28 protein-coding genes are annotated in these 25,673 nt (G+C 43.4%); 10 read left to right on the forward strand and 18 right to left on the reverse strand.

Features of this window, described 5'->3' with window-relative positions; all coding sequences use genetic code 11:
• Positions 1-3: 3 nt before the first annotated feature.
• The 10 genes from G3M65_RS09715 to G3M65_RS09760 all read right to left on the reverse strand — a co-directional run bounded on the left by G3M65_RS09715 (position 4) and on the right by G3M65_RS09760 (position 8,739).
• The gene (locus G3M65_RS09715; RefSeq protein ID WP_173834399.1) at positions 4-378 is read right to left on the reverse strand and encodes a DUF411 domain-containing protein; all 375 of its coding nucleotides are present in this window, start codon (positions 376-378) and stop codon (positions 4-6) included.
• A 122-nt stretch (positions 379-500) separates the two neighbouring features.
• Positions 501-1,859: an efflux RND transporter periplasmic adaptor subunit gene (locus G3M65_RS09720; RefSeq protein ID WP_173834402.1), complete on the reverse strand. Its 1,359-nt coding sequence runs from the start codon at positions 1,857-1,859 to the stop codon at positions 501-503.
• On the reverse strand, positions 1,856-3,037 hold the full coding sequence (locus tag G3M65_RS09725) for a TolC family protein (protein ID WP_254426271.1): 1,182 nt from the start codon (positions 3,035-3,037) through the stop codon (positions 1,856-1,858). The genes G3M65_RS09720 and G3M65_RS09725 overlap by 4 nt, the downstream gene beginning before the upstream one ends.
• Before the next feature lie 46 nt (positions 3,038-3,083).
• A complete protein-coding gene (locus G3M65_RS09730; RefSeq protein ID WP_173834404.1) occupies positions 3,084-3,362 on the reverse strand; it encodes a hypothetical protein in 279 nt (92 codons plus the stop codon).
• A gap of 2 nt (positions 3,363-3,364) precedes the next feature.
• A complete protein-coding gene (ftsZ, locus tag G3M65_RS09735) occupies positions 3,365-4,450 on the reverse strand; it encodes a cell division protein FtsZ (RefSeq protein ID WP_173834406.1) in 1,086 nt (361 codons plus the stop codon).
• A gap of 16 nt (positions 4,451-4,466) precedes the next feature.
• Positions 4,467-5,720: a cell division protein FtsA gene (ftsA, locus tag G3M65_RS09740; protein ID WP_173834408.1), complete on the reverse strand. Its 1,254-nt coding sequence runs from the start codon at positions 5,718-5,720 to the stop codon at positions 4,467-4,469.
• A complete protein-coding gene (locus G3M65_RS09745; protein ID WP_173834410.1) occupies positions 5,717-6,439 on the reverse strand; it encodes a cell division protein FtsQ/DivIB in 723 nt (240 codons plus the stop codon). Before G3M65_RS09745 ends, ftsA begins: the two co-directional genes overlap by 4 nt.
• 2 nt (positions 6,440-6,441) lie before the next feature.
• On the reverse strand, positions 6,442-7,302 hold the full coding sequence (locus G3M65_RS09750; protein ID WP_254426332.1) for a D-alanine--D-alanine ligase family protein: 861 nt from the start codon (positions 7,300-7,302) through the stop codon (positions 6,442-6,444).
• Complete coding sequence (murB, locus tag G3M65_RS09755; RefSeq protein WP_173834414.1) at positions 7,268-8,161, reverse strand: UDP-N-acetylmuramate dehydrogenase; 894 nt, start codon at positions 8,159-8,161, stop codon at positions 7,268-7,270. The genes G3M65_RS09750 and murB overlap by 35 nt, the downstream gene beginning before the upstream one ends.
• Before the next feature lie 2 nt (positions 8,162-8,163).
• Positions 8,164-8,739, reverse strand: coding sequence for a diacylglycerol/polyprenol kinase family protein (locus G3M65_RS09760; protein WP_254426272.1), 576 nt, complete (start codon positions 8,737-8,739; stop codon positions 8,164-8,166).
• Between G3M65_RS09760 and G3M65_RS09765 the strand changes: the two genes are divergently transcribed.
• The 8 genes from G3M65_RS09765 to G3M65_RS09800 all read left to right on the forward strand — a co-directional run bounded on the left by G3M65_RS09765 (position 8,732) and on the right by G3M65_RS09800 (position 13,138).
• Positions 8,732-9,415 carry a YqiA/YcfP family alpha/beta fold hydrolase gene (locus tag G3M65_RS09765; protein ID WP_173834416.1) on the forward strand — a complete coding sequence of 228 codons (684 nt, stop codon included), beginning with the start codon at positions 8,732-8,734 and terminating at the stop codon, positions 9,413-9,415. The two genes, G3M65_RS09760 and G3M65_RS09765, sit on opposite strands and share 8 nt — an antisense overlap.
• A gap of 80 nt (positions 9,416-9,495) precedes the next feature.
• Complete coding sequence (locus tag G3M65_RS09770) at positions 9,496-9,957, forward strand: iron-sulfur cluster assembly scaffold protein (protein WP_173834418.1); 462 nt, start codon at positions 9,496-9,498, stop codon at positions 9,955-9,957.
• On the forward strand, positions 9,954-11,000 hold the full coding sequence (locus G3M65_RS09775; RefSeq protein WP_173834420.1) for a hypothetical protein: 1,047 nt from the start codon (positions 9,954-9,956) through the stop codon (positions 10,998-11,000). The genes G3M65_RS09770 and G3M65_RS09775 overlap by 4 nt, the downstream gene beginning before the upstream one ends.
• The gene (locus G3M65_RS09780; RefSeq protein ID WP_173834423.1) at positions 10,990-11,241 is read left to right on the forward strand and encodes a sulfurtransferase TusA family protein; all 252 of its coding nucleotides are present in this window, start codon (positions 10,990-10,992) and stop codon (positions 11,239-11,241) included. Before G3M65_RS09775 ends, G3M65_RS09780 begins: the two co-directional genes overlap by 11 nt.
• Complete coding sequence (locus G3M65_RS09785) at positions 11,238-11,474, forward strand: DUF1858 domain-containing protein (RefSeq protein ID WP_173834425.1); 237 nt, start codon at positions 11,238-11,240, stop codon at positions 11,472-11,474. Before G3M65_RS09780 ends, G3M65_RS09785 begins: the two co-directional genes overlap by 4 nt.
• Positions 11,475-11,476: 2 nt before the next feature.
• Positions 11,477-11,728, forward strand: a complete 252-nt coding sequence (locus tag G3M65_RS09790) for a NifU family protein (RefSeq protein ID WP_173834427.1) — start codon at positions 11,477-11,479, stop codon at positions 11,726-11,728.
• Positions 11,725-12,543: a shikimate dehydrogenase gene (aroE, locus tag G3M65_RS09795; protein WP_173834429.1), complete on the forward strand. Its 819-nt coding sequence runs from the start codon at positions 11,725-11,727 to the stop codon at positions 12,541-12,543. Before G3M65_RS09790 ends, aroE begins: the two co-directional genes overlap by 4 nt.
• A 13-nt stretch (positions 12,544-12,556) precedes the next feature.
• Positions 12,557-13,138: an RNA ligase partner protein gene (locus G3M65_RS09800; protein ID WP_173834431.1), complete on the forward strand. Its 582-nt coding sequence runs from the start codon at positions 12,557-12,559 to the stop codon at positions 13,136-13,138.
• On the opposite strand, the gene G3M65_RS09805 is transcribed toward G3M65_RS09800, so the two are convergent.
• Complete coding sequence (locus G3M65_RS09805) at positions 13,135-14,232, reverse strand: RNA ligase (protein ID WP_173834434.1); 1,098 nt, start codon at positions 14,230-14,232, stop codon at positions 13,135-13,137. The two genes, G3M65_RS09800 and G3M65_RS09805, sit on opposite strands and share 4 nt — an antisense overlap.
• 42 nt (positions 14,233-14,274) lie before the next feature.
• Here G3M65_RS09805 and G3M65_RS09810 point away from each other — a divergent pair, with 42 nt between their 5' ends.
• On the forward strand, positions 14,275-15,126 hold the full coding sequence (locus G3M65_RS09810; RefSeq protein WP_254426273.1) for a prohibitin family protein: 852 nt from the start codon (positions 14,275-14,277) through the stop codon (positions 15,124-15,126).
• Entirely contained in the window at positions 15,123-16,499 is a 1,377-nt protein-coding gene (locus tag G3M65_RS09815) for a phosphoglucomutase/phosphomannomutase family protein (RefSeq protein ID WP_173834436.1), read from the forward strand. The genes G3M65_RS09810 and G3M65_RS09815 overlap by 4 nt, the downstream gene beginning before the upstream one ends.
• On the opposite strand, the gene G3M65_RS09820 is transcribed toward G3M65_RS09815, so the two are convergent.
• From G3M65_RS09820 to G3M65_RS09850, 7 genes are all read right to left on the reverse strand, one after another.
• Positions 16,471-17,163, reverse strand: a complete 693-nt coding sequence (locus tag G3M65_RS09820; protein WP_173834438.1) for a TorD/DmsD family molecular chaperone — start codon at positions 17,161-17,163, stop codon at positions 16,471-16,473. The two genes, G3M65_RS09815 and G3M65_RS09820, sit on opposite strands and share 29 nt — an antisense overlap.
• Position 17,164: 1 nt before the next feature.
• Entirely contained in the window at positions 17,165-18,001 is an 837-nt protein-coding gene (locus tag G3M65_RS09825; protein WP_173834440.1) for an ethylbenzene dehydrogenase-related protein, read from the reverse strand.
• Between the two features lie 14 nt (positions 18,002-18,015).
• Complete coding sequence (narH, locus tag G3M65_RS09830; RefSeq protein WP_173834443.1) at positions 18,016-19,128, reverse strand: dissimilatory nitrate reductase subunit NarG; 1,113 nt, start codon at positions 19,126-19,128, stop codon at positions 18,016-18,018.
• Between the two features lie 13 nt (positions 19,129-19,141).
• Positions 19,142-22,606 (reverse strand): dissimilatory nitrate reductase subunit NarH, encoded by a 3,465-nt coding sequence (gene narG / locus G3M65_RS09835; protein WP_173834445.1) that lies wholly within the window; start codon positions 22,604-22,606, stop codon positions 19,142-19,144.
• Between the two features lie 84 nt (positions 22,607-22,690).
• Positions 22,691-23,347 carry an ABC transporter ATP-binding protein gene (locus G3M65_RS09840; RefSeq protein WP_173834447.1) on the reverse strand — a complete coding sequence of 219 codons (657 nt, stop codon included), beginning with the start codon at positions 23,345-23,347 and terminating at the stop codon, positions 22,691-22,693.
• Positions 23,344-24,564 carry an ABC transporter permease gene (locus G3M65_RS09845; protein ID WP_173834450.1) on the reverse strand — a complete coding sequence of 407 codons (1,221 nt, stop codon included), beginning with the start codon at positions 24,562-24,564 and terminating at the stop codon, positions 23,344-23,346. The genes G3M65_RS09840 and G3M65_RS09845 overlap by 4 nt, the downstream gene beginning before the upstream one ends.
• Positions 24,561-25,667: an efflux RND transporter periplasmic adaptor subunit gene (locus G3M65_RS09850; protein ID WP_173834452.1), complete on the reverse strand. Its 1,107-nt coding sequence runs from the start codon at positions 25,665-25,667 to the stop codon at positions 24,561-24,563. The genes G3M65_RS09845 and G3M65_RS09850 overlap by 4 nt, the downstream gene beginning before the upstream one ends.
• Positions 25,668-25,673: the final 6 nt, after the last annotated feature.

Genomic DNA, 25,673 nt, shown 5'->3' on the forward strand with positions numbered 1-25,673 from the left:
TCTCTACCTCCTTACAATTTCATACTGTTTTTCGTAATCTCCTATAGCACTGGCTTTGCCATGAGTAGAAGCTACACCTCTCAGGTTTTTGTCTCTTAAGACCCTTTTTACACCCTCTGGAGGCACATGACCTTCTATGAACCTGCCTTCATAAACCATTGTGTGGCATGACCTGAGCTGTGGTGGAACGGAAAGTTGACTTTTAATTTCCATAAGCCTTTCTGGGCTTACCTCTACCCTTTTGACCTTAAAGCCATCTCTTTCCAGCTTTGAAAAATATTTACTGCAACAGCCACAACTTGGGCTATAGTAGGCGGTTATTTCAGAGGCAAAGGCACAAAAGCTAAGGGCAAGTAGTAAAGACATGGATTTTTTCATGGCAGAACCTCCTTATAATTTTTTTATGGATGTTTTTCTGTATTTTCTTGGGCTTTTTCTCTTTACCTCTTTGATGGTATATCTTCTCCTCCTCTATGGTAGGTTTATGGGTAAAAAGTAGCTCAATGATGGTGTTCATGACCTCTTACCTCCTGTCCGTAAAAGCCCCTCAGCTGTGCTTCTGAGTCTAAAAGAAAGGTTCCTTTGACCACCACCTTCTCACCCTCTTTAAGACCCTCAAGCACCTCATAGTAGCCTTCCGCTTTCTTTCCAAGCCTTACCCTTCTTGGCTCGTAGAGCCCTGGCTCCTTTTCCACAAAGACCACCTGCCTTCTTCCCGTATCCACCACAGCACTTTCTGGCACTGCAAGGATGTTTCCTAAGGGCTTTTCAAAGTAAACTTCAAAAAGTTGATTTATCTTCAAGTCCCTTCTTGGAAGGTCTATTCTAACCTTCAGCGTTCTTGCCTCCTTATCCGCCTCCGGAAAGATGTATTCCACCCTACCATAGAAGGTTTCATTGCTTCCCACAGGGCTTAGCATAACCCTCATACCTCTCTTTACGCTTCCTGCGTATTGCTGAGGCACTTCCGCAATTACCCATACCTTTGATATATCCGCTATTCGGTATGCGGTATCACCAGCCTTTACAAACCCTCCAGGTGAAACCTTTCTTTCTAAGATTACTCCAGAGTGAGGAGAGGTTATCACTTCACCTGCCTTTAGGTAAGAAAGCCTTTCCTTTACAATCCCTTCAAGCTCACCCTTTCCCATCTCCTTTGCAAGCTTTAGCTCCTCCCTTGCTATCTCTACCTCTGGACTCAAGACCTTCATGAGAGGTGTGCCTACTCCTATAAGCTCTCCCTCAAACCTTCCAAAGGTATCTAAGACCCATGCGTCAGACCTAAGAGTAATCTCATAAGTCCTTGAAAGGTCGTAGGACACATACCCAATGGTGCTAAAGCTCTCCATAAGGTCAACCTTTCTCACTTCCTCTGTTTGCACTCCGATTAGCTGAAGTTTTTCTGGGCTTACCCTTATGCCCTCCTTAGCGGAAGTTCCACTTCCTTCTCCTCCATAAAGAGGTATGGAAACTTCCTTCTTTAGAAGCCTTCCCTCAACTTGAGCGACTATCTGCCATGAACCAGCCATGCTTATGTTTACAGTGCCCTCATACCTTCCCTTTCCAACCTCCTTAAGAATAGCATCCTCCCTCATCTCACCCATCCCGGGCATGGGTGGCATATAAAAATAAAGGCTCTGGAGTTTTCCCTCTGGACTGACCTCAAGGATTAGGTGGTTCTTGCCTACTCTGAGAGTGCCATCCTTTGAATAAAGCGTAAGCCTTATCCCCTCTGACTCAAGGCTAAGCAAAGCCACATTTACTTCTTGCCTGTGGTCTCCAGAGCTTTTCTTTAGATATAGAAAAATGGGTATTATCAAGAAGCTCACAAAAAATATAAGTAAAAGTGCCTTCTTCATCGGTAAACCTCCGCCCTTATGTAGAGACTTTTTTTAGAAAGTTCAAGCTCAAGAAGGTTCATCCTAAGCTCCCACAGTTCTCTGTAGAGCCTGAGTATGTCCCTAAAGTCCGCCTTTCCAAAGGAATAGGAAACCTGAAGGGCTTTGAGTTCTCTTTCCTTTTCTCTCTTTAGCTCTTCTGTTAAGGATTGCAACTCCCTTATCCTTTCTTCCTCAATCCTTAGCGAGTTTATATCCCTTTTGACTTGAAGTCTAACCTTCTCCAGCTCTTGCTCCTTTGCCTTGAGGTCCTCTAACTTCTCAAGCACCATAAGGTTCTCTCTTCGAGACCTTCTAAGAGGAAGGCTTACGCTCGCCCTTAGACTGAACATATTGTCAAGCCCCGGTCTTATCATGTATTCCGCCATAAGCTCTAAGTCTGGCAAATATTCCACCTTCCTCCTTTCCAGCTCAGCCTTGAGCCTTTCCACCTCAGCCCATACTACTCTTAGGTAAGGGCTTTTATCTTCATCAATTTCTTTCAGGTCAATCTCTTCAATTGTTGGCTCTTCTCCCTTAAGCTCCATGCTTTTCCCCACAAGGCTATCAATTTCCGCTTTTATAAGCCTCCTCTCTTCCATTAGATTTTTTATTTCCCTTTCAACTCTAAGAGCCTCCGCCTTTAGAGAAAGAAGGTCAGAGAGGCTCGCCTTGCCGAGCTTGTAGTTTTCCTCAGTAAGCTTTTCAATAGACCTTATCTCAGAAAGTATGTTCCTTAAAAGGTCTTCTTTCTTTTTTGCGTATAGCCATTCAAGGTATTTCAACTTTATATCCCTTATAAGCTCTCTTCTCGCCAGCTCTTCCTGAAGTTTGAAAACCTCACCCTCCATCCTTGCAGTAAAAGATTCTCTCTCCCTTTTTACAGGAAGTATATACATCTGGCTTATTCCTATAGAAAAACTACTCATGGGCTCATACTTGCTTGGATAGGGTCTATTTATAGGGATGTTGTTAAAGCCAACAGAAATAGATGGGTTTGGAAGGCTCTTTGAGTACACTTCTCTGTATTCCGCAGACCTTTTCATATGTTTATAAGTTTTTAGTGTTGGTGAATTCTCAAGGGCATGTTTTATAAGTTCTTCAAGCTCTCCCGCTCTGGATAAGGAAATAATAAGGAGAGTGAATATCATTAAAAGCATGCTTGGTATTATAGGCTTGAGAATATTTTAATTCAAGACTTTTATTTCACTTTATTTTCACTTTATTTTTGTAGACAAAAAGCACAACTTTACCGTTAACTTTATCCTCTCTTAAAACACATATATGCGTAGTATCCTCCGTATAGCATTCATAGACCTCTCCCTTTTTTCTGTTAATGTAATAAACCTTATCCTCAGCGTGGTCTTCTTTGCAAAACTCTTTGATATCAAAAACCCTTAATTCAATCTGAGCGTTTCTGTATCCATAAACAAGCCCAAGGAGAAAGGCAATGGACTTATCGCCTTTTGTGTCTATTCTTTGCATGCTTATATTTTCTTCTTCCTCCTAAGGTAGGCTGGTATTTCCTCAATTTCTGGCTGGACAGGTTCTATTGTGGTTTCTGGAACTGCCTTCTTTATAGGTTCTTTGAACTCAGGCTTTTTAACCACCTTGAACTGTCCAAGGCTTTGGGCGTTTTCAAAATCTGTGGCAACCACAGCCACCCTCATAAAGTTCTCCTTGCTGTTTTCAAGCATGGCACCAAAGATTATGAGGGCATCCTCATGAGCGGTCTCTCTTATCCTACTTATGGTTTCCTCAACTTCTCTAAAGGGCACATCCTCGCTTACCCAGAGGGTTACAAGAAGCCTCCTTGCACCTTGTATACTATTGCCTTCAAGCAGAGGACTGCTTATGGCTTGCTCTACCGCATAGTCTCTCCTTCCGTCCCCTTTACCTTCACCCATACCTATAAGGGCAAGACCACCCTTTTCCATAACCGTTTTCACATCCGCAAAGTCCACATTTATAAGAGCAGGAGTAACCACTATACTGGTTATACCCATAACCGCCTTAGAGAGCACATCATCCACCATTTTAAAGGCATCCCTTATGCTAAAGTTTCTATCCGCCATCTCTACCAGTTTTTGATTGTTCACCACTATGTAGGTATCCACCACATCCCTAAGTTTTTCCAAACCTTCATTGGCTACCTGCATTCTCTTTGGTCCTTCAAAGTTAAAGGGTTTTGTAACCACAGCCACCGTGAGTATACCCATATCCTTAGCTATCTCTGCTATTATGGGTGCAGCGCCAGTCCCTGTTCCTCCACCAAGACCACTGGCTATAAAAAGCATGTCTGTGTTTCTTAGGATCTCTCTTATCTTATCCGCATCTTCAAGTGCTGCCTGCTCTCCTATCTCTGGCTTTGCACCAGCACCAAGACCTTTTGTGACCTTTTCCCCTATCTGTATTTTGTTGGGAACTGCAAGAGAAGCGAGATGCTGGACATCTGTGTTTATCACAAAAAGGTCTACCCCCTCTATACCCTCGAGATACATCCTGTTTACCGCATTGGAGCCGCCGCCCCCAACTCCAAAGACCTTTATTCTGGTAGGGTTCAAGGCTTCCATATCTCTCCTCCTTAGTTCACATTATATCCTTAAAAAAGGCTTTGAACCTCGTTATAAGGTTTGAAAGGTTAAAGTTATTCTCTGTGGTCTTCTCCTTCCCCTTCTGCAATGTTCCTCTCTTTTCAAGAGCAAGCTCTCTGTGAGCCAACTTAACAAGCCCTACCGCTACCGCATAAGCTGGGTCTTGAACCTTTTCCTTTAGACCTATCACACCCATAGGATAGCCTATCCTTACAGGAAGGTCGAAGTATCTCTCAAGAAACTCCCGCATGCCTGCCAACTTTGCAGAACCACCTGTTATAACCACGCCCGCATGGAGCGAGTCTAAGTTTACTCCCTGAGCGTTCAAATAATCCGCCACCTTTTCCATAATCTCTTCAAGCCTTATTTGTATGACCTCAGCGAGTTGTCTTCTACTTACGGTAACTTCCTTTTCTTCACCCCTGGGCTTTATCTTTATCCTCTCTGTTTCATTTACCGCATCCGCTAAGGCATAACCATTTTCTATCTTTACCCTTTCAGCCTGCTCTATGTTTATCTTCATAAAATGTGCAATGTCCTTTGTTATATTAACACCACCCATAGGAATACATCCGGTGGTAAGTATAGAACCCTCAGAAAAAACCACAAAGTTTGTGAGTCCCGCACCCATATCCATCATAAGCACCCCTTCCTCCTTCTCCTCATAGCTAAGCACCGCTTCCGCACCCGCAAGAGGGGACAAAAACCTACCCGCTATATCCACACCAGCGTTAGCTACCACCTTTTCTATATTTTTTAGAAGACTCGTCCCTATCTTTACCACATGTACTTCTGCGGACATCTTTGAACCAAGGAGACCCACCGGGTCTATTACGCCCTCTTGCTCATCCAATATAAACTTCCTCGGTATAGCACTGAGTATTTCATAACCTTCCTCCTTTGAACGCATTATGGCTCTATCTATTAGCCTCTCTATGTGCGTATAGTCTATTTCTACAGGCTGAGAGGATATGCTTACCGTATCCCTTTCGTTCTGGCTTTTTAGGGTTGGACCAGAAATACCAAGGACAACGGTTGATAGCTTTATACCAGACATTTCTTGAGCCTCTTTGATTGCATTAAGAACCGAGTTTACCGCAAGGTCAAGGCGGGTAACATAGCCCCTATCTATGCCCTTTGAAGGACTTTCGCCTATGCCAATGATATGAACATCGCCGTAGCTATCTATCTCACCCACAAGAGCTACTACCTTACTGGTTCCTATGTCAAGGGCTGTTATGAGCTTCATTTTACCTTTCCACCTCTTATTATTACTAAACCCTCCATATTTAAGTCTAACTCTTTTGTGTTCATATCAATATTATAAACTTTGAAGACATTGGTCAACTTCTCCACTACCCGCTTGTCCAGAAGAAATATAGGAGGCATGGTTATCTTTAATCCATCTTCGGTATATGCTACCGTATTCAGGTTCGTTATGTAGATTTCTCCAAGGTTTCCTCCAGTTAGCTCAATTAACATATCTAATTTACTAAAGTTTTTCTTTATAAGTTCAATGTCATGGGTATACACCAAGGGTTTAGCAACTTTCATATATTGTGATTGGAACACAGTGCCGTTTTTATCAAAGAAATATACAATATCGTCTTTAATAACGGTGATAATTGGCTTTCTTTCTTCGATAAATATTTTTAATTCTACTCCCCTACTGCTAAAAACTCTATCTATCTTCACACTACTAACTGAGTTTCCAGTTCTACTATTTAGGTTTTTTAACAGAGTTGTGCTGTCAATGAACAACCAGTTATTTTTGAATTTTTTTATCTCGTCAACTACAATCTCAGATGGTATGGTTTTAAGACCTTCTATGTGTAGAGCTTTTATTTTGAAAAATTCTATGTTGTCAGTAAAGTAAGGGAAAAAGAAACCAGAAAGACCCATTGAAAAAAGCCACAGGACAGAAAGAATATAACCGAGCCATTTTCCCCGTCTCCCATCTTTTTTCATGACTAAAATAATAACATATTTATCAATCCCTTAAAATCAATCCCTACCCTTTTGCAAGCCATGGGGAAAAGGCTCAGTTCTGTCAAGCCAGGTATTGTGTTCACTTCTAAGAGGTAGGGAGTCCCGTCCTTGCCTACCCTAAAGTCCACTCTTGAAAGGTCTTTGAGTTCAAGAGACTTGTGGGCAAGAAGGGCGATTTCTTGGAGTTTTTGGGTGAGGTCTTCGTCCTCCACAAAAAGGTATTCTGTCATACCCTTTGTATATTTACTTTCATAGTCATAAACTCCCTTCCTCGGTCTTATCTCTATGGGTGGAAGTGCTCTTTCTTTCAATATCCCTACAGTAATATCCTTCCCCTCTATGTATTCTTCCACCATAACCTTTTTTGAGATTTTAAAACATTTCTTTATGGCTTCTTCTGCTTCTTTTTGGTCTTTTACCACAAATAGCCCAACGCTTGAGCCTTGGTCTGCGGGCTTTACAACTGCAGGATAGATGTCCCAATTTAGTTCCTCCTTTTCATCTCTTATGCAGACCCACTTTGGCACTTTTATACCATGAAAGGAAAGGACTTTTTTTGTTATATCCTTATCCATAGCAATACTGCTTCCAAGGATACCAGAGCCCACATAAGGAATTCCAAGTATGTCAAGAAGCCCTTGCACTCTTCCATCCTCTCCATAAGGACCATGAAGAGCTATAAATACCTTGTCAGGCTTTGTTTCTCTTAGCTTTTCGCAAAGGTCTTCTGTCAGGTCTAAGGCTATGGCTTCATGTCCAAGCTCTTGGAGTGCCTTTAATACCGCCTGACCGCTCTTGAGAGATATTTCACGCTCCGCAGACCTTCCACCCATAAGCACCACAACCTTCAACGAGCCTTACCTCCTCTTCCAAGAGTATGCCAAAATTCTCAAAAACCTTCTTTTTTGCCTCTTGTATTATTTTAACCACTTGCTTATAGCTTCCTTTTCCAAGGTTTACGAGGAAGTTGGCATGTAGCTCAGAAAAGGCTATATCTCCCATTCTGTAGCCCTTCATCCCCACCTTTTCTAAGAGCCTTCCCGCATATTCACCTTGAGGGTTTTTAAAGGTAGAGCCACTTGTTGGCATGTTTATAGGCTGGGTCTGTTTTCTTTTTCTCCTTATCCTCTCAAACTCTTCCTCTACGCTATGCTTAGTGGTTGGCACTTTAAAGGTAGCCATAAGCACTATTCCAAGCTCGGGAAAGGGAGATTTTCTATAAGAAAAGTGCAGGTCTTCCTTCCTTGCACTCTGAAGCCTTCCCTCCCAATCCATAAAGACCACCTCCACAAGATGCTGACTTATTTCGTATCCAAAAGCCCCAGCGTTCATGGCAACTGCACCGCCCACCGTGGCTGGAAAGCCCCCAAGCCTATAAAAGCCCTCAAGGTTCTCCTCAAGAGAAAGTTTAACAAGCTCAGACAAAGGTGTGCCAGCTTTAGCCCTTATTAAAAAGTATTCGTCTCTATTCTCTATCTCAATCCCCCTGAGATTAACAGTGCTTAAGACTAAACCATCAAAGTCTCCAAAAATAGTATTTGCTCCCCTACCAAGAGGAAAAACCTCAAGACCCTTATCCTGTGCAAAGAATATCACATGCTTTAACTCTTCTTCATCCATAGGCTGGCTAAAATAGCTTGCAATACCGCCCACTTTTATGGTAGTAAAGGGTGAGAGTTTTATATTCTTTTCAATAACCATATTTAAAGCATTATCCAATAAACAAAACCTGCAGTCAAGGGCACGGTGAAGTTGTCGTCAAGCCTAAGGGGTAAAGCCTCCACAATGGCGGAGAAAAGCGATACCGATAGGGCTTTCCACAGTCCTATAAAGGGCAAAAGCACAAAAAAACTTGATAAAAGGAAAGCAAGCATGCCCTCAAGGCTTCTGTCTCCTATCTTTCTTCTGCCACACCTTATTCCCACTATGCTGGCAAAGGCGTCACCTACCGCAAGCACCACCACAGATACCATAGCAGGCTCCTTTCCAAAGAGCAGAAAGACCATGAATATCCCAAGGCTTGCCCACAGAGCCTGTATTCCCGGTCTTGAGTAGTTTTTCTCTCTTTCAAGTTTGTAAACAAACCTATAGTAAAAAGCCAGCCTTTCCTTGCCAACGCCCAAGACAGTTAGCAGGTTTAACCCTATCACAAGGGCAAAAACCAGCAGAGTTATAATGCTTGGAAGATAGTTCAAAGGTAAAAGCCAGAGGAGCAATGCAAAAAGATGAAAGACCTTTCTTCTTGTCTCTAAATCCTCTATAATTTCTCTTATGTTCATCTATGAGCCTACCAACCCTGAGGTTATTTTAATACACCTTCATGGATTTGCCAGTAATGTGAGGGGTAGTAAGATTGAGGTTCTAAAAGAGAGAAGCCTCCGTGGCAGGTTTTCCTTCTTTGCCATGGATATGGACTACCAGACAACTACCACAAGCAGAGTTCTTGAGGTATTGGATGCCCTTGTAAAGGGCTTTTCTCAGAAGTTCTCCACCCTGTGGCTCTCTGGAAGCTCCCACGGTGGGTATGTGTCCCTTAACTACCTTAAGTTTTACAAGCCCGAAAGGGTAAGTAAAGTTTTTCTCTTTGCCCCCTCTTACTCTACCTTGGGGCTTACCCTAAGGGAAGTGGGAGAAGACAGATGCAAGAGATGGTTGGAGGGCAGGGAAGAGCTTAGCTTTACAGAGTGTGAAACAGGACTTGAGATAACCATACACAAGGACTTTGCGGTGGACATCCTTCAAAGGGGCTATGAGATAATAAGGGATGGTGAGGTGAACTTTCCCTCAGAACTGCCCTACGAGCTGTATGTGTTTCATGGCACACAAGACAATATGGTGCCAATAGAACACTCAAGGCTTTTTGCAAGCAAGGTAAAAGTTAAGGAGTTTCTTGAGCTTGAGGATGACCACAGACTTAGCAAGACTTTCAAGGGGCTTGTGGAAAAATATCTGTAAGCCATATCTTTGATAAAGGTCATAGCAACTTCGGTCAAAACTATCATATTCTATTTCATCAATGTTAAGGAGGTGTTAAGATGTTTGAATACAGCGAGAAGGTGCTGGACCACTTTTTGAACCCGCGTAATGTGGGTGTGCTTGAGGATGCCAACGCCATAGGGCAGTGTGGCAATCCAGCCTGTGGCGACGCCATGCTGTTTACCCTCAAGGTCAACCCAGAGAACGATGTTATAGAGGATGTGAGGTTTAAAACCTTTGGCTGTGGCTCTGCCATTGCGGTCTCCTCTCAGCTTACAGAGATGATAAAGGGTAAACCCATCAGCTACGCCTTAAACCTCACCTACAAAGACATCTTTGATGAGCTGGGTGGACTTCCTCCGCAGAAGATACACTGCACTAACCTTGGACTTGAGACACTTCATGTAGCCATAAAGGACTACCTCCTTAAGCAGGGAAGGGTAGAAGAGGCTATGCGTATACCGGACTGTTACGAGGAGGAAGAGGAAGAAAGCAGGGAATTTGAATTCTTGTCCACATGAAGGTAAGGGCTGTTGCTCTTTTCTCTGGAGGGCTGGATAGCTCCTTAGCGGTCCGCCTCCTTCAGGACCAAGGTGTTGAGGTTAAGGCACTGCACTTTTATACAGGTTTTTGTATAACCGAACATAAAAGACGCCTTGGCCTGAAGAGAGAAGACGGGTCGCACTATGTTAACCCTGCTCTCAGGGCAGCAGCCCAGCTTCAAGTTCCCCTTGAAATAGTTGACATATCCCAGGAATACTTTGACATAATCCTAAATCCAAAATATGGTTATGGCAAGAACGTAAACCCCTGTGTGGACTGCAGGATATTCATGCTCAAGAAAGCAAAGGAAATAATGGAGAAAGAGGGCTACCACTTTGTAGCCACCGGCGAAGTGCTTGGGCAAAGACCTATGAGCCAGACCTATGATAGGCTTATGCTTATAGAGAAGGAATCAGGACTTGAAGGATACATACTCAGACCACTTTCCGCAAAACTGCTTCCGGAAACCATGCCTGAAAGGCTTAGGTGGGTAAACAGAGAAAGGCTGTTAGCCATAAGCGGGAGGGGTAGAAAGAAGCAGATAGCACTGGCAAAGAAGTATGGCATTGACTACGAACAGCCTGCCGGTGGTTGTTGCTACCTTACGGATGAAAACTACGCCTACAGGTTCAGAGAAGCCCTAAGTATAGAAGGCTTAATAACCAAGGATGACTTGGTGCTTTTTTCTGTGGGGAGGCACTTTAGACTTCCCTCTGGTGCCAAGCTCATCGTGGCAAGGAACGAGGGTGAGGTAAGGTTCCTTCAGGGCTTTAGGAACAGGTATGACCATGCATACAGAAAGGACATGAAGGGGACATTTGCCCTCATAAAGGGTAGCCTAAGAGAGGAAGAGAGAAAACTCGTGGCGGACCTTATTGCAAGGTATTCCAAGAGGGAACCCTGCGAGGTGGTCCTAAACCTAAGAGATGGCGAGCTTACCCTTTGGGGAGAGCCAATGGAGGAAGAGCTGGTTCAATCCCTTAAAATATACAATATACAAGGAGCAAAACATGGAGCTTGAAAACATAAAGCCAGACGTGGTGCACGATGTGGTGGGAACCTTCTGCCCCGTGCCTGTGGCTGAGACTGCAAAGATGATAAAAACCATGCAGGTAGGTCAGGTGCTTGAATTGGTGGCAGATGACCCTGGCGTGGTGGAAGACATACCCGCATGGTGCAAGGCAACAGGTCAGGAATTTCTTGGTCTTTACGAAGAGGATGGTGAGTATCATCTTTTTGTTAAAAAGGTAAAGGAAACATGAGGGAGAGAATAACATTAGACACAAACCTGATGGAGCTTCTTAGGAACTTTCCACAGGCGAGGGATGTGCTTATGAAATATGGCTATAGTGTGCTTATAGAGGAAGACATAGAGGACGTGGTAGCAGACAAGCTCACCCTCAAGGGCTTTTGCAGGTTGATGGATTTAGATGATGAAGCTCAGGGAAATCTCTGGCAGGAGATACAAGATTTATACAGACAGCTGGAGGATTAAAGATGGAAGAGAAGGAATTTAGAGAAGTAGAAGAAATACTAGAAAGGATTAGGCCAGCCCTTAAGGAGCACCACGGAGACCTAAAGGTGGTGGACATAAGGGAAGGCGAGGTTTACCTTCAGTTTGAGGGTGGCTGCACCGACTGCCCGATAGTGGATGTGAGCGTTAAAAATGTGGTGGATATGGCTATTAAGGGTAATCTGAGCTGGGTCAAAAGGGTAGAGATACTTCAACCCAAGTATCAGATTGGATGACCCTTGACGGAAAAACTCAAGTCTATGGCATACTGGGTTACCCGGTAAAACATTCCCTCTCCCCAGTTTTTCAGAACAAGGCCTTTGAGCATTTCTCTATAAATGCGGTCTATGTTCCCTTTGAAGTGAAACCTGAAGAGTTTGAGACTGCCTTTAGAGGCTTGAAAGCTCTTGGTATAAAGGGCGTTAACATAACGCTTCCCCACAAGGAGAAAGCCCTTGAACTTTCGGACTTCATAGACAGCCACGCACAAGCTATAGGTTCAGCCAACACCCTCAAGATTACAGAAGAGGGTGTGTATGCCTACAATACAGACTGGGTGGGCTTTCTGAAGGCTGTAAAGAAATTGACGCCCCAGCTTAGAAACCTAAAAGTCTTGGTGCTTGGTGCGGGTGGTTCCGCAAGGGCGGTGCTGTATGCCCTGAGGTTTGAGAAAGCTGAGGTTTTTCTATGGAACAGAACAGAGGAAAGGGCAAGAAGGCTATGTGAAGAGTTCGGATGTTTTCACATTAAAAGGCCAGAGGATGTTTTAGAAGAGGTGGAGCTTATCGTAAACACCACATCCTTAGGTTTAAAGGAAGAAGACCCTCACATATTTGACTACAAGAAACTTAACCCAAGGCACAGGGTTATGGACATAATCTACAAGGATACCCCACTCCTCAAGTCCGCAAGGGAAAGAGGATGCCTCTATCAAGATGGTCTTGATATGCTTTTGTATCAGGGTATGGAGAGCTTTAAGATATGGACGGGTTATGATGTGCCTTATGAGGTGGTAAAAAGCTCTGTGCTTGAATATTTGAATGCCATATAATTAATATGCAGGGATGGAATCTTTTGTTTTAGATACAAGCGTATTTACCAATCCAGATGTATACTCACAGTTTGAGAAAGACCAGCTCGGTGCTATAGAAAACTTTATAACTCTTGCATCTCACAGCAGAGCAAAGTTTTTTATGCCCACCTCTGTTTATGAGGAGTTCAACAAGATGGTAGAGCTCGGAAGTCTAAAGCCAAGGTTTGAGCTTGCGGTAAGGATTCGCTCTCCAAGGAGGTTTAACCTCATGGTTCCTGCGGAGTTTCTATATGAGTTCATAGAGGAGGTGCGCTACAGGATAAACAAGGGACTAAGGATAGCGGAAGAGCATACAAAAGAGGCTGGAAGACTTGCACAGGAGGATGTGGGAAAACTCATAAACAAGCTCAGGGAGAAATACAGAGAGGCTCTGAGGACTGGGATAATAGATAGCAAAGAAGACCTTGATGTGCTTTTGCTTGCCTACGAGCTTGATGGCATCCTTGTGTCTGGTGATGAGGGTCTCAGAAACTGGGCGGACAAAGTGGGCATAAAGCTCATAGACCCAAGGAGTTTTAGAGTAATACTTGAAAGCTACGCACTTAGAACCTAATCTATAAGAGAGCCACCTTTTAAAAGGTGTCCCAGAAGCCCTGTCATATTAAGGAAAACCTTTTCAAACTCCAAAAGCCAAAACTCTCCTTCTTGCCTTAGTGATAGCTGGTTTACCTGTATGTGGACGGATGCATGTTTCATCTGTTCCATGAATATTAGGGCGTTTTCCCTTTTTCTAAACTTACATCTAAATACCCTACGGACTTTACCTTCTTCCCTTGCCATTTTACATGCTTGAAAAAGACCGCTCAAAAAGGCCTCTCCAAGCTCTCTGAAAAGCTCTTGAGTTTTTTCCAAACCTTCCTCTTCTATAAACAAGGCAAGCCTTAATAGCCTGTTGGTGTAGTAGTCTGCGGGAATTCCGAGCATATTGAGAGACGTAATCCTTATATCGTTAAGATTGGCGTAGCTGGTAATATACTTTACTCTTTTATCCCTCTCTGAGTCTTCCTTTAGAACCACGCCTTCCCTTTTTTCCTCATTTAGCCTTCTGAGGAGAGCCTTTAGGTCTTCTATCTGCTTTGGAGTGTATAGTCCATACCTCTCCACGCTGGGAAGGTTGTATTTTTCAATAAGCCTTAGCTTTTCCCTGTAGGGCAGGAAACCTTGACGGTTTTTTTGCATTATATCAAAGAGGAAAAACTTCACATCCTCTTTCACATAGGGAGGGCTTTCCTCCACGTAGGGGTTTTCAGGTCCTGCTACTTCCATGCATAACACGAGGTCTGGATTTTCCTCAAAAAAGACTGGGTCTATGAAGTCCAGAACCCTGTCGGTGCTGAAGGCACACACATAGCCTCCTCTTGTGAGGGCATATATTTCCCCTTCATGCATAAAGACCCTAACGTTGTAACCATCTACCTTCTCCTCAACCCAGAAAGGGGCTTGGAACTGCTCTGGTATGCCTGTGGTGAGCTGAAATATTCTACCTATATGTGGATAACCCCATAAAATGTTATCTTTGAAGAGGAGGGTGCCACGGGGCACTTCTTTAAAGTCGTCAGTAAACCTCAAATACTCAAGGTTTCCAAAGGTTTCGCTCCTTAGCTTATTTTTCCTGAGGGCCTCTTTTAAGGTTTCTTCTGCAATCATATACAGGTTTTAATTATAATTTCTTTTTGGTGGAGGTGAGGCGTGAAAAGTTTACACTTTGAGGGTTTTAGCTCCCTAGCCCATTTTTTAGTCTTTATACTGCTTATGCTATTCCTTGTTTTTGCAGGCAACCCTTTGGTTGTTGTGCAGTCTGGCTTTGTGGGTGTAAAGAGAACCTTAGGTAAGATTGACCCAGTGCCACTAAGGGAGGGTCTGCACCTTAGAATTCCTCTTTTGCAGACAGTGGAAAAGATAGAGATAAGGACAAGGGCTGTGGAGTTCACAAAAGAAAAGCAAAACCCCATAAGCAGTCTTTCTAAGGATGGTCTACCTGTTAATATGGATGTGGCGGTGCTTTATAGAGTTGACGCTAACAAAGCCCCAGAGCTTATAAGAGAATACGGACCTGACTACGAGGAGAAAATAATAAAGCAGATAGTGAGGACTTCTGTAAGGGATGCCATAGCGGAGATGGAAAGCTCTGTAGTTTACCAAGAGAGACAAAAGCTACAAGAGAAGATAAAAAGGGAAGTTAGCGAGCAACTTACAAGAAGATACCTAATTCTTGAGGATGTGCTTATAAGGGACATAAGGCTTCCAGAGAGCGTGGTTAAGGCAATAGAGGAAAAGCGAAAAGCCTATGAAGAGGCTCAAAGGATGCAGTTTCTTTTAGAGAAGGAAAAGCTTGAAGCGGAGAGGAAAAAGGTAGAGGCTCAAGGTATAGCGGAAGCCAACAGAATAATAGCAGGCTCGCTAACAAGGGAATACCTCATGTGGAAGTTTATAGAAAACATCCAAGAATACGCCAGAAGCCAGAACAACACTATAATACTCCTGCCTTACGATACGAGGATGACGCCTATAATAAATGTCCCTCAGGGAGGTAAAAGATGATAAAGTTTGGCACAGACGGATGGAGAGCCATAATAGGTGATACTTTTACCTTTGAAAACGTAAGAAAGGTAGCCTACGCACATGCAAAGGTCTTAGAAAGGCAAGGGAAAAAGAAGGTGGTGGTGGGCTACGATAATCGTTTTATGTCAGAAAGGTTTGCTCTTGAAGTTTACAGGGTTTTTAAAACCCTGGGCTTTGAGTGTTATCTTAGCATAAAGTCTTGCACCACTCCTATGGTCTCCTTTGCGGTTAAGTATATGGGCTTTGACAACGGAGTTATGATAACTGCGTCGCATAATCCACCAGAATATAACGGATATAAGATAAAGGACTCCTTTGGTGGCTCTGCTACTCCAGAGTTTATAGCACGGGTAGAGGATGAGATAAAAAGGTCAGAGGATATAAAACCAGAGAAGTTTGAACCAGAGTATGTAAACATCTGGGGAGAGTATATGAGGGAGATAAAGAGAAGGGTAAGTATGGAGCTTTTTAGTCAAAAAGACCTTTCTCTGGTGCACGATGCCATGTATGGTTCTGCTCTTGGCACATACTCACATGTGCTATCTGGAACAAGAGTTTCAGTAAGCAGTATAAGAAGCTACAGAGACCCACTCTTTGGAGGACATGCACCAGAGCCAGTAGAGAAACACCTTGAACCTCTCATTATGAAAGTTAGGGCTGTGGGTGCAAACCTTGGCATAGCCAACGACGGAGATGGAGACCGTATAGCCTTGGTGGATGAAAAAGGGAACTTTATAAACTCACAACTTATTTATGTGCTTTTGCTCTATCACCTTTTGAAAAACAAGGGCAAAAGAGATGGCGTGGTGGTAAAGACCGTGTCCACCACATACTTGGTAGACAGGATATGCAGGAAGGAGGGTGTTGAGCTAAGAGAGGTGGCGGTTGGCTTTAAGAACATAAATGAGGTAATCCTTAGGGAAAAGGTCATATTCGGCGGTGAAGAGAGCGGAGGCTACGGTATTGTGGACTTTTTACCAGAAAGGGACGGGCTTTTTGCGGGTCTTAATATACTGGAACTTTTAATCCTGAAAGACAGTCCACTCTCTGAGATAATATCAGAAATATTCAGGGAATACGGAGAGGCATATTTCAGAAGGATTGACCTTCATGCGGAGGAAGATAAAAAGCAAAGGCTTAAGGAGCTCATAGAGAACCCACCAGAAAGGTTGGGCGACCTTAAAGTTGTAAAGACTATAACTCTGGATGGTCTAAAGCTGATTTTTGAAGGAGATGGGTGGGTGCTTTTTAGAGCCTCTGGCACAGAACCCCTTATAAGGGTCTATGCAGAGATGCCCAGCAAGGAAGGGACAGAACAAGTCCTCACGAAGGCGGTAGAGCTTTTCGATTGACAAAACCACACTCCCAGGTGGAACCTTCAAGCATCTCCCTTCTATACTCTGTGATGTCCAGTATACCTTTTATTTCCTGTCTTTCTCTGTCAAGGAAGGAGCGCATTAGCTTAGACATAAGCCTGTAGTATTCCTCTTGAGTTTCTCCTTCAACAAGTTGGCAAAAGAGCCTATACCACCTTCCGAGATGTTCCCTGAAGAAATCCTCATAACCTTTACCAGCTATCTCCTTCTTCTCTACTTCGTCAGCGTGGACCTTCTTTAAAAGCAACAGGCTCAAAAACTCCAGCTGTGGAATCAACCCATCTGGTTCATATCCCTGCTTTACCTCAAGCCCGAAGGCTCTGTAAAAACCTTCTATGTCCGCAAGCTCGTGGGCTTTCCTTCCCGCCTTCTCAAGCTCATATGCGGTCTCCCAGTTTGGTACCTTAAGAGATGTGATAAAGAGGGAACTCCACTCACACTGAAGGTCTAAAAGCCTCTCTTCCCTTTCGTAATCTTGCAGGCAGGTTTTCATGGCATTAATGTCAAAGTCGATGCCAAGGCTTTTAAGACATAAGGATAGGTCATCAAGAGCCTCTTTCAAAGTCTTCAGCGTTTCCTCCCCCGGATACTCAAAAGCCAACGATAGAAACCTGTAAAGGAAAGCTTTATAAAGCTCCATCTTACTCTATCCTCAACTTTATCCATGAATAGCTTAAAGACTTTCTCGCACCAACCTCTCCGTTAGAGCCGTCCCATACCGCAAAGCTGACAAAAGTTTCCTTGCCAGGTCCCCACTCGGGGTTTGAAGTGCTCTCCTCTACAAAAGCCCTTTTTATAACCACATACCATTTCCCATTTCTATATACACCTTTGCCTTCTGCTCCCTGTATATCCTTCCACGTGGAAGATCCATAGCCCTCTGCTACCACCTCCCTTACCGGTGTGTTAAAGGTGTTCTTTCTGAAAACCTTTTCACCCCCTATATAGTTCAGAGCATACTGATTAGCCCAGTTCTCAGGGTACTTATATGGTGGGTCTGCATGGGGATACCAGTCGTAAGCATAATTAGGGTATATCTTGGCGGTATCAGAATAGCCCTTTTCTATATTCTCTTGTCTGAAGGCTGCCCAGTGTAGTATTAAGACCCTCTGTCCCTTGTCTCCCATAGTTATTGGAACATCTGCGGATGGCCTGTAAGGAATTTGAATTGCTACCGCATCAGAGAATTTACCTATTAAGTGAAACCTATCTTCGGTTTTATCGGACCAAACTAAATGGAAAGCTATGTTTTTACCATCATTAAGACATTTGACAGAAATACTCGTTATTGAGGGCTTAAGTTCCATTGGAGGCACAACCGCCTGACCACTGAGAGAAATATCTACAGGCTTGATATTTGTCCACGCCTTATCAAGCGGGTCCAGTGGAAGGCTTTTTACTCTTTTGCATACTATCTCTTGAGAAAAAACAACACCTGAAAGCACAAGTCCTAAAATTAAAGCTCCTGTATATCTCATGGCTAACCTCCTCCTTAAGGTATATCTTGTCTTACTACATCTAACTTTTCATCCTTGTGAGGTCTGTGTTGGATAGGCTCAACAATAGGAACTCTGACTATCTCCTTTCCTACCTCATCGTATGCTATAACTTCATTACCAACTACTTTGAAGGTATGAGGTATCCTTGGAGTTGAACCAAAAAGGTGCAAAAGTGCCTGAAGCTCTGGCTCTTTGCCTTCTCTCATAGCCATATAGGTCTTTACTGCGTGCTCCGCACCAGGTCCAAACATCTGTTTTAGGAAACTTAGAGGGACATTTATGGGTGGAATATAGTAAACATTAGGCTCAAGACCGCTTTGAGGATAGAGCGGTAGGGCAACCTTTTTTACATGAACCAGAAAGTCTATAGGGTTATCAGGTTTTGCATTTTCAGGTGGGTTTATAAAGCCCATAAGCCTTATCTTACCTATACAGGTTATAACGCACTGAGGCTGGTAGCCATCTTCTACCCTTGGAAAACATCCAATGCACTTTTGGGAAATTCTTGCTACAAAGTTGAAGTGTGTTTTCTTGTAGGGACAGGCTCTTATGCATTCTTGATAACCTTCACATCTTTCTGGGTCTATAAGTACAATACCGTCTTCCTCCCTCTTATATATTGCCTGTCTTGGACAGGCGGCGACGCATGCGGGGTACGTGCAATGATTGCATATTCTTGGAAGGTAGAACATCCATATTGGATGGGGAAGATTTTCAAGGACAGTTCCCACATCAACAGGTTCATTAACCTCATCCTCACCTACATTTGGATACATCCAGTCAAGTTCATCTGGCTTCCATCCAAGGACCACTTCCCCCTCTGGTGCATCGAAAACCGTTTTCTTATTGCCATCAAGAAGTTCGAGAAGCTTTATGTCCCAACCAAGTGGATAAAAGCCCCAGGGCTTTGTCTCTACATTGTTCCAAAGCATGTACTCTTGACCTCTTCCCGGAGTCCATGTAGTTTTACAGGCAACAGTGCATGTCTGACAGGCTATGCATTTGTTAAGGTCCATAACCACGGCGAACTGCTTTTGGGGTCTCTTAGGCTCGTAGGGATAGTTAACTTCCCTTCCAAGTTGCCAATTGTAGGCTTTATATACCATGGCTCACCTCCTTTTAAATAAACTTACCTTGCAGATACTTCTTAAGAGCTTCTGAAGCAGTTGTGGGTCTAAAGCCCAGTCTTACCGGCCTCCACAGCCCCTTACCACCTATTCCACCATCCTCCGCCTTGCTTATCTTACAGAAGCCCTCTCTTGGAGCACCTATAAGTCCATGCACGTCAAGCTCAAAGCCCTTTCCTATTATCTGACCCATAAGGTTCTTCCTTATCAAAGTATCAGTCTGGTATGTAGGCTTGAACCATCCCCTTGTAACAGACTGATGGCTTCCGCGCCTGTAGAGGGACTGGTAGTTAGTATCTGGGTTCTTTGCCATACCGTCTTTTCTTGCCTTTGTCCCCCTTACAGTTCCGTGAGATGAGCCATACATGTTGAACCATATCTTGGCACACCCCGGTGGTGTATTGTTAGAAGCGCGTGCCCTAAGAAGCAGTCTGCCAACCTCGTAATCTTCTTTTCTTTTCTGCCAACCTTCAAAAGGTCTATCCTGAGGGTCTGCATCCACGTAGACGTAATCACCATCCTGTATACCCATTTTCTGAAGGTCCTTAGGGTTTATGTCTATGTATGCTTCAGAAATAAAGGGCATCCGCTTGTCATGTCTGTATATGTCCCCAAAGGGTCCAAAAAGAAGCGTAGTTACGTCCGTATCCCCTGTAGTTGTATGTGCTGCATGTCTATATTTGGGTGTATGAACTATGTGGCTTGCTCCTACGGTTACTATGAGTGGATGCTTTGTTCCGGGTAGCTTTTCTGGTTCTATAAGTACATTCCTTGCCTGACGCCATTCTGTGTTTATAAGAGCGTCTTTACTGCTTATTCCATAATCCTCTGGCTTCTTAGGTTTTAGAAGTGGATGCGGTTTTGCCACGATTACATTGGGTTCATAATGAGTTGAGTCTATTGGTTCTCTGTATATTGGAAGGTTCTCCCCGGCGTTTATAAACTCATCCTCTTCTCTGTAAAACTCAAGCCTTCCACTTTTGGTATACCATGGCATGCTTTCCTTTGTTTGGTCTTCGCCCACATATTTGGGATAACTTCTTGTCATTATAAGCGATGGTATACCTTCGTGAGCTTTTTTAGCTATATCTTCGAGCTTGTATCCTCTCAAGTTTGATGAGGCGTTTATAACTCTTTGAACATAAACCACATCCTGCTTTCCTTCTAACACAAACTTCCAGTAGTTTCTAAACCTTTCGTCTCCTGTAAGTTCTGTTAGCCTATTGGCAACAAGGGCAAAGGTTTCCGCATCGTTTTTTGTGTCAAAGAACCTCCTGTGTCCTGTCTTTGGCCATACATACACAAAGGGATTGGTAACAGAGCCTGCTATATCCCAATATTTGTTTTCATTCCATGCATCTACGCCTAAGACTATGTCCGAGTATTCGCATGTAAGGGACCACCACCATTCATTGGTAATTATACATTCTATCTTTGGAAGCGTGTTCATTATTATGTTATATTTCCATTTGGCGTTACCAAGGGCTGAATTAGCATCTACAAACCATATGAATTTTGTCGGCGTTGGCATATGGGTTTTGCCGGTGATAAGATGTTCACCCATATACTGGGGATGGTCGTCATGGGAGTAATAGTGGGCGGATTCAGGCTTCCAGTAAAACCTTACCTTTGCAGGCTTTTTTGGGTCAAGCTCTATATTGAAGGGGTCCTCCGCAAGATATTGCGGTGCTCCATTAAATAGGGCTAGCCTAAAGTTTCCCGCATACGAGCCTATGTTTCCAGTAGCATGACCGATGTTGTCTGTAAGGGCACATATCATATACATAGCTCTGTCTTTCAGGTCCGCATGCTGATACTGATTTACACCCATACCCTGAGCCAGCTTCATATTTCTTGGATGTTTTGCTATCTCCCTTGCAAGGCTCTCTATTTTTTTCGCTGGAACGCCAGTTATTATCTCAGCTTGCTTGGGCGTATAGCTACTTTCAAAGAACTCAAGGTAAACTTGAAAGAGAGGCTTTACTTGAACCTCCTTACCATCCACAGTCTTAACCTTATAGCTTCCAGTCAAAGCTGGGTCTATACCAAGCTTCCAGAAATCTTCACCTACATCATCCCTCGTTATAACCTTTGGAGAATTGGTTTTTGTGTCCCAGACCACAAAGTCGTTCATATCCTCATTTCTTATCCGCTCTGGGACATACTGTTTGTCCTGTTTGTAGAAGGGGGGAAGTGTTTCACCGGGCTTAAAGACAACCGCCTTTTTAAGCGGTTGAGGTTTGTAGTTAGGTATGATATCCCTCGCCCTCAATAACTTTCCATTGTCCATCCTGACGAGCAGTGGCATGTCGGTAAAGCTCTTCACATATCTTTCCTGATAGAGTTTTTCTTTCATTATTACGTAGGCTATTGATAGGGCAAGTGCGGTGTCCGTTCCAGTCCTAACAACAATAAGCTCATCCGCAGCCCTTGCTGTAGGTGAGTAATCATTGGATATGACTACAACCTTTGACCCCTTTATCCTTGCTTCTGTAAGCCAGTGGCAATCGGGCATCTTTGTGGTAAAGGGGTTCATACCCCAAAGGATAAGGAGCTTAGAATGCTCAAACATACAGAGGTCAAACTCCACATTCTGTTGCCCAGTAACCATGGGATGCCCGGGGGCAAGGTCAGTGTGGAAGGCGTAGTTATCCCATCCTCTCCCGCCAAGAGCTTTATCTGGACCAACACCCCTAATATGGCTATCAAGAAGAGCCATCATGTTTGCCATTCTGTAGGGAGACGTATACCTTATGACCGCAAGAAATGGCATGCTACCCCTAAACTTGAGAACCCTTGTCCCAGCCCCTTCCATGGCATCAAGCATTGGCTTTGGATAGTGTCCTTGTGCCTCAAGCCTTTTCCTTCCCTCCTCTCCTGAGTATGTGGTCGCTATGTTTATCATCGTTTTTGCTATTATGTCTGCAACTTCATCCCATGTAACTTTTATGAACTTATCCTTACCTCTCTGAAAGTATTTCTCTGGTGGCTTGCCCGTATTTGGGTCCCTTGGAAAACCCGCTTTATACCATTCATAAAAACCTCTCCTAACCATGGGACCCTTTACTCTTCTGTCCCCGTAGAACCTTCTCATAAGAGCTAAGCCCTTATTACAACACCTTGGGTCCCATCTATGAGAGGCCTTAAGCCCATAGATGTCTGTTGCCTCACCAAATTTATATGTAGGTTCTATCCTTGTTATGACGCCATTTTTTACGTAGGCTGTTAAAAGGCAGTTATGTGTATCGTTAGGAGCGCACAGAAAGACAAAGGAAGACTCTGCACGGTATATATCTCTATAAAATCTCTCCCAATCTCTGTTTGGATAGTAGGAAAGTGGATTTTCTACCTTTACAACTGGCTCAAAGACCCTTATGGCCGAAAAGGTAGGGCTTGAAAGGGAAGCCAAACTCAGAACTCCAACCTTTAAAAGCTCTCTACGATCGATGGCTCCCATGGTTCACCTCCTTCTGATTAAAGTCATATTCCTAATTATAAGCTACTATTATGTTAATGTCAAGGTTTTAATTTCTTTATATTTTTATCTTAAAATTTCACCATCCCTCATCTCCACCACCCTTCTAGCTTGCTCCGCCAATTCAAGCTCGTGGGTTACCATCACTATGGTAGTGCCTTGAGAGTTTATCTCTTTGAATATCTCCATGACCGCTTGGGTGTTTTTGCTATCTAAGTTTCCCGTTGGTTCATCCGCAAGTATCACAGAAGGCTTATTCATAAGAGCCCTTGCTATGGCAACCCTTTGCATCTCACCGCCAGATATCTGAAAAATCCTTCTCCTTTCCTTTCCACCAAGCCCCAAAGCCCTCAAAAGCTCATAAGCTCTCTCCTCCGCTTGCTTTCTTTCCATACCCATCTTTATGGCAGGTAGCATAACATTTTCCAAAAGGGTAAACTCGGGAAGTAGATAATGAAACTGAAAAACAAAACCTATTTTTTTGTTTCTTATCTCCGATAGCTTTTTCTCGTCGGAAAAATCAACCACTTGACCTTCAAATAAGACCTCGCCCTCTGTAGGTCTGTCAAGAAGACCCATAATGTAGAGCATGGAGCTTTTACCAGAGCCACTTACCCCTATTATGGCAACAAACTCTCCACTGTATACCTCAAGGTCTATGCCCTTAAGTATCTGCTCTTGACCTATAGACTTTTTTACACCTCTTAACTCTACTATCCTCATTGGCTTCTAAAGATGTCCACAGGGTTTAGTCTACTTGCTCTATAGGATGGGTATAGGCTTGCCAGAAGGGAAAAGAAGAGAGAAAAGACCAAAGCATACACATAAAAAATGGGACTTCTGTCAAGCACAAAGCCCTTTGTCCTTATAAGACCTTCTACGTCAAGTCTTACAGACTCAAGGTATTCCTGAATTCCAAAACCCAACAAAGACCCAATTATAGCACCAAGAATCCCTATCACAAAGCCATCCACCATAAAGATAAGAAGGATATCTCTCCTCAAAAAACCCATAGCCATTAGAATGGCAATATCCCTTTTCTTCTCTAAAACGGTCATCATTATTATGTTAAAGATACCAAAAGCGGATACAGTCAGTATGGCAAAGACTATCATGTAGGTTATGATGTTTTGTATTTTGAAGATGCTTAGGAAGTTCCTGTATGCCCTCTGCCAGCTTTCTACCTCGTAGGGTATAGACTCTTGGAGTTTCCTTGAAAGTTTTTCCGCATTGTTTACATCTACTATTTTTATCACTATCTCGTTGACCTCCCCTTGCTTTTCCAAAAGGCTCTGTAGGGTCTTTATGTTTATGTATACCCTCGTGTCATCTATGTTGGTAATGCCAGATTCAAAAAAGTCCTCTACTGTAACCAAAAGAGTCTGTCCGTTGGGTGCCACTAAGAGAAGTTTTTTGCCTAAGTCTTCTATACCAAGGCTCTTTGCTACAAGCACTCCTATAATAACTCCTGTTCTGTTTGTTTCAAGTCTGTGTAGGTTCTTATGCACCAAAAACCTTTCTATGATAGATGCCCTTGGCTCTCTTTGTGGGTCAATGCCCAAGAGGGTTGCAGGTTTTTCCTTTACCCCATACTTCAGGATGCCTCTACTTACAAGTCTTGGTGCTACACCAAGCACCTCTGGGTTCTTTTCTAATCCTTGCAATATATCCTGCCATCCCAGTATTCTGTCCTTTTCTCTTGGCTTTTCTCCAAGAAGAAGAGCTTTGGGGTCTATCTGCTGACGCTCTTCTCTTGGTTTTATTCTTATATGTGGCTCAAGGTCTATTACTTGCTGTATAAAATAGTTTTGAAAGCCGAGCATGAGTGAGCTCATTACTATAAAGGCGGAAACGCCTATGGAAACCCCCAGCACGGAGATAAGCGTCTGTCTTTTCCTTTCAAAGAGGAGTTTGAAGGCTACAAAAAGGACATGCGTCATGGCACTATAACCTTATCCCCGGGCCTTAGCCCTTCTATTACCTCAAGGTATTCTCCGTATCTTCTCCCCACCTTTACAGGCACTTTGACCCTTCTCATGCCGTCATACAAAAGCACATAGCCCTCTTGGTAAACACTTGCTGGGATAAGGATTGCCCTTTTTCTCTCCACTTCTATCTGTCCATCCACCGTTGAGCCATTGGGAAGGTTCTCAGGTAGCTCCGCCTGGACTTTCACAGTGATAAGTTTTCTATTTCTGTCCACTTCTCTTATTACTTGAAAGACTTTCCCCTCAAACCTCTCATTAGGGTAGGCGTCTACCCTAAGGATAACCCTTTGCCCTTCTCTTAGCATGCCTGCATACTCTTCATCTACCTCAAGCCAAACCTCCCAACCCTTTGAGCCTATTGAGAAAAGCCTGTTTTCTTGACTTAAATGGTTTATATAATCGCCTGGGTTTACAAACTTTTTGAGAACATGCCCCTCTATGGGACTTCTTATAACATATTTTTCTCTTTCCTTTGTTAACCTTTCTCTCTCTGCCAAAAGCACCCTCTCTTCGGACCTGAGGGAAGTTATGGCATCTTGATAAGTGTTTTTTAGTCTTTCATATTCCTTTTGGCTTACCTCATACTGAGTTTTGCTCTGCTCGTATACCTCTTTTGGTATAAGTCCTTGTGAGAAGAGCCTTTCTCTCCTTTCAAGAAGCCTCTTGTTGTTTTCCATGTTTATTTTTGAAGACTCAAGGGCATTTTCAAGGCTTTTCAGATAGGCAGACCCCTCTTTTAGTCTTTCACGCACAAGATTTAGCCTTTCTGATACCTCTTTTATACTTGCGTCTATGGTTTTTGTATCTATTATGGCAAGAGGCTGTCCTTTGCTTACAAAATCCCCCTCTTTTACAAGGAGCCTTTCTATGTAGCCAGAGACTTCCGCCTTTACCACCACATAGTTTTCCGCCTTTGCATAGCCAGAGCCATAAACGAGGGTTTTAACCTCCTCTTCTTTAACAACTGCGTAGTTTTCTTTGTTCCCCTTTACTGCAAAAAAAAGTATTAAGCCTGCAAGAAGAAGAAAAGGGAGGGCTATAAAAAGCCTTCGCATCCTTGT

This window comes from Hydrogenobacter sp. T-8, assembly GCF_011006175.1.
Taxonomy (GTDB): Bacteria; Aquificota; Aquificia; order Aquificales; family Aquificaceae; genus Pampinifervens; species Pampinifervens florentissimum.

Coding starts and splice junctions, on each gene's coding strand:
- G3M65_RS09715 (WP_173834399.1), bottom strand. CDS start 378: ATGAAAAAATCCATGTCTTTACTACTTGCCCTTAGCTTTTGTGCCTTT.
- G3M65_RS09725 (WP_254426271.1), bottom strand. CDS start 3,037: ATGCTTTTAATGATATTCACTCTCCTTATTATTTCCTTATCCAGAGCG.
- G3M65_RS09850 (WP_173834452.1), bottom strand. CDS start 25,667: ATGCGAAGGCTTTTTATAGCCCTCCCTTTTCTTCTTCTTGCAGGCTTA.
- G3M65_RS09845 (WP_173834450.1), bottom strand. CDS start 24,564: ATGACGCATGTCCTTTTTGTAGCCTTCAAACTCCTCTTTGAAAGGAAA.
- aroE (WP_173834429.1), top strand. CDS start 11,725: ATGACCCTTGACGGAAAAACTCAAGTCTATGGCATACTGGGTTACCCG.
- ftsA (WP_173834408.1), bottom strand. CDS start 5,720: ATGAAGCTCATAACAGCCCTTGACATAGGAACCAGTAAGGTAGTAGCT.
- narH (WP_173834443.1), bottom strand. CDS start 19,128: ATGGTATATAAAGCCTACAATTGGCAACTTGGAAGGGAAGTTAACTAT.
- G3M65_RS09770 (WP_173834418.1), top strand. CDS start 9,496: ATGTTTGAATACAGCGAGAAGGTGCTGGACCACTTTTTGAACCCGCGT.
- G3M65_RS09815 (WP_173834436.1), top strand. CDS start 15,123: ATGATAAAGTTTGGCACAGACGGATGGAGAGCCATAATAGGTGATACT.
- G3M65_RS09820 (WP_173834438.1), bottom strand. CDS start 17,163: ATGGAGCTTTATAAAGCTTTCCTTTACAGGTTTCTATCGTTGGCTTTT.
- narG (WP_173834445.1), bottom strand. CDS start 22,606: ATGGGAGCCATCGATCGTAGAGAGCTTTTAAAGGTTGGAGTTCTGAGT.
- G3M65_RS09840 (WP_173834447.1), bottom strand. CDS start 23,347: ATGAGGATAGTAGAGTTAAGAGGTGTAAAAAAGTCTATAGGTCAAGAG.
- G3M65_RS09730 (WP_173834404.1), bottom strand. CDS start 3,362: ATGCAAAGAATAGACACAAAAGGCGATAAGTCCATTGCCTTTCTCCTT.
- G3M65_RS09745 (WP_173834410.1), bottom strand. CDS start 6,439: ATGAAAAAAGATGGGAGACGGGGAAAATGGCTCGGTTATATTCTTTCT.
- murB (WP_173834414.1), bottom strand. CDS start 8,161: ATGGTTATTGAAAAGAATATAAAACTCTCACCCTTTACTACCATAAAA.
- G3M65_RS09805 (WP_173834434.1), bottom strand. CDS start 14,232: ATGATTGCAGAAGAAACCTTAAAAGAGGCCCTCAGGAAAAATAAGCTA.
- G3M65_RS09800 (WP_173834431.1), top strand. CDS start 12,557: ATGGAATCTTTTGTTTTAGATACAAGCGTATTTACCAATCCAGATGTA.
- G3M65_RS09775 (WP_173834420.1), top strand. CDS start 9,954: ATGAAGGTAAGGGCTGTTGCTCTTTTCTCTGGAGGGCTGGATAGCTCC.
- ftsZ (WP_173834406.1), bottom strand. CDS start 4,450: ATGGAAGCCTTGAACCCTACCAGAATAAAGGTCTTTGGAGTTGGGGGC.
- G3M65_RS09825 (WP_173834440.1), bottom strand. CDS start 18,001: ATGAGATATACAGGAGCTTTAATTTTAGGACTTGTGCTTTCAGGTGTT.
- G3M65_RS09765 (WP_173834416.1), top strand. CDS start 8,732: ATGTTCATCTATGAGCCTACCAACCCTGAGGTTATTTTAATACACCTT.
- G3M65_RS09780 (WP_173834423.1), top strand. CDS start 10,990: ATGGAGCTTGAAAACATAAAGCCAGACGTGGTGCACGATGTGGTGGGA.
- G3M65_RS09790 (WP_173834427.1), top strand. CDS start 11,477: ATGGAAGAGAAGGAATTTAGAGAAGTAGAAGAAATACTAGAAAGGATT.
- G3M65_RS09720 (WP_173834402.1), bottom strand. CDS start 1,859: ATGAAGAAGGCACTTTTACTTATATTTTTTGTGAGCTTCTTGATAATA.
- G3M65_RS09760 (WP_254426272.1), bottom strand. CDS start 8,739: ATGAACATAAGAGAAATTATAGAGGATTTAGAGACAAGAAGAAAGGTC.
- G3M65_RS09785 (WP_173834425.1), top strand. CDS start 11,238: ATGAGGGAGAGAATAACATTAGACACAAACCTGATGGAGCTTCTTAGG.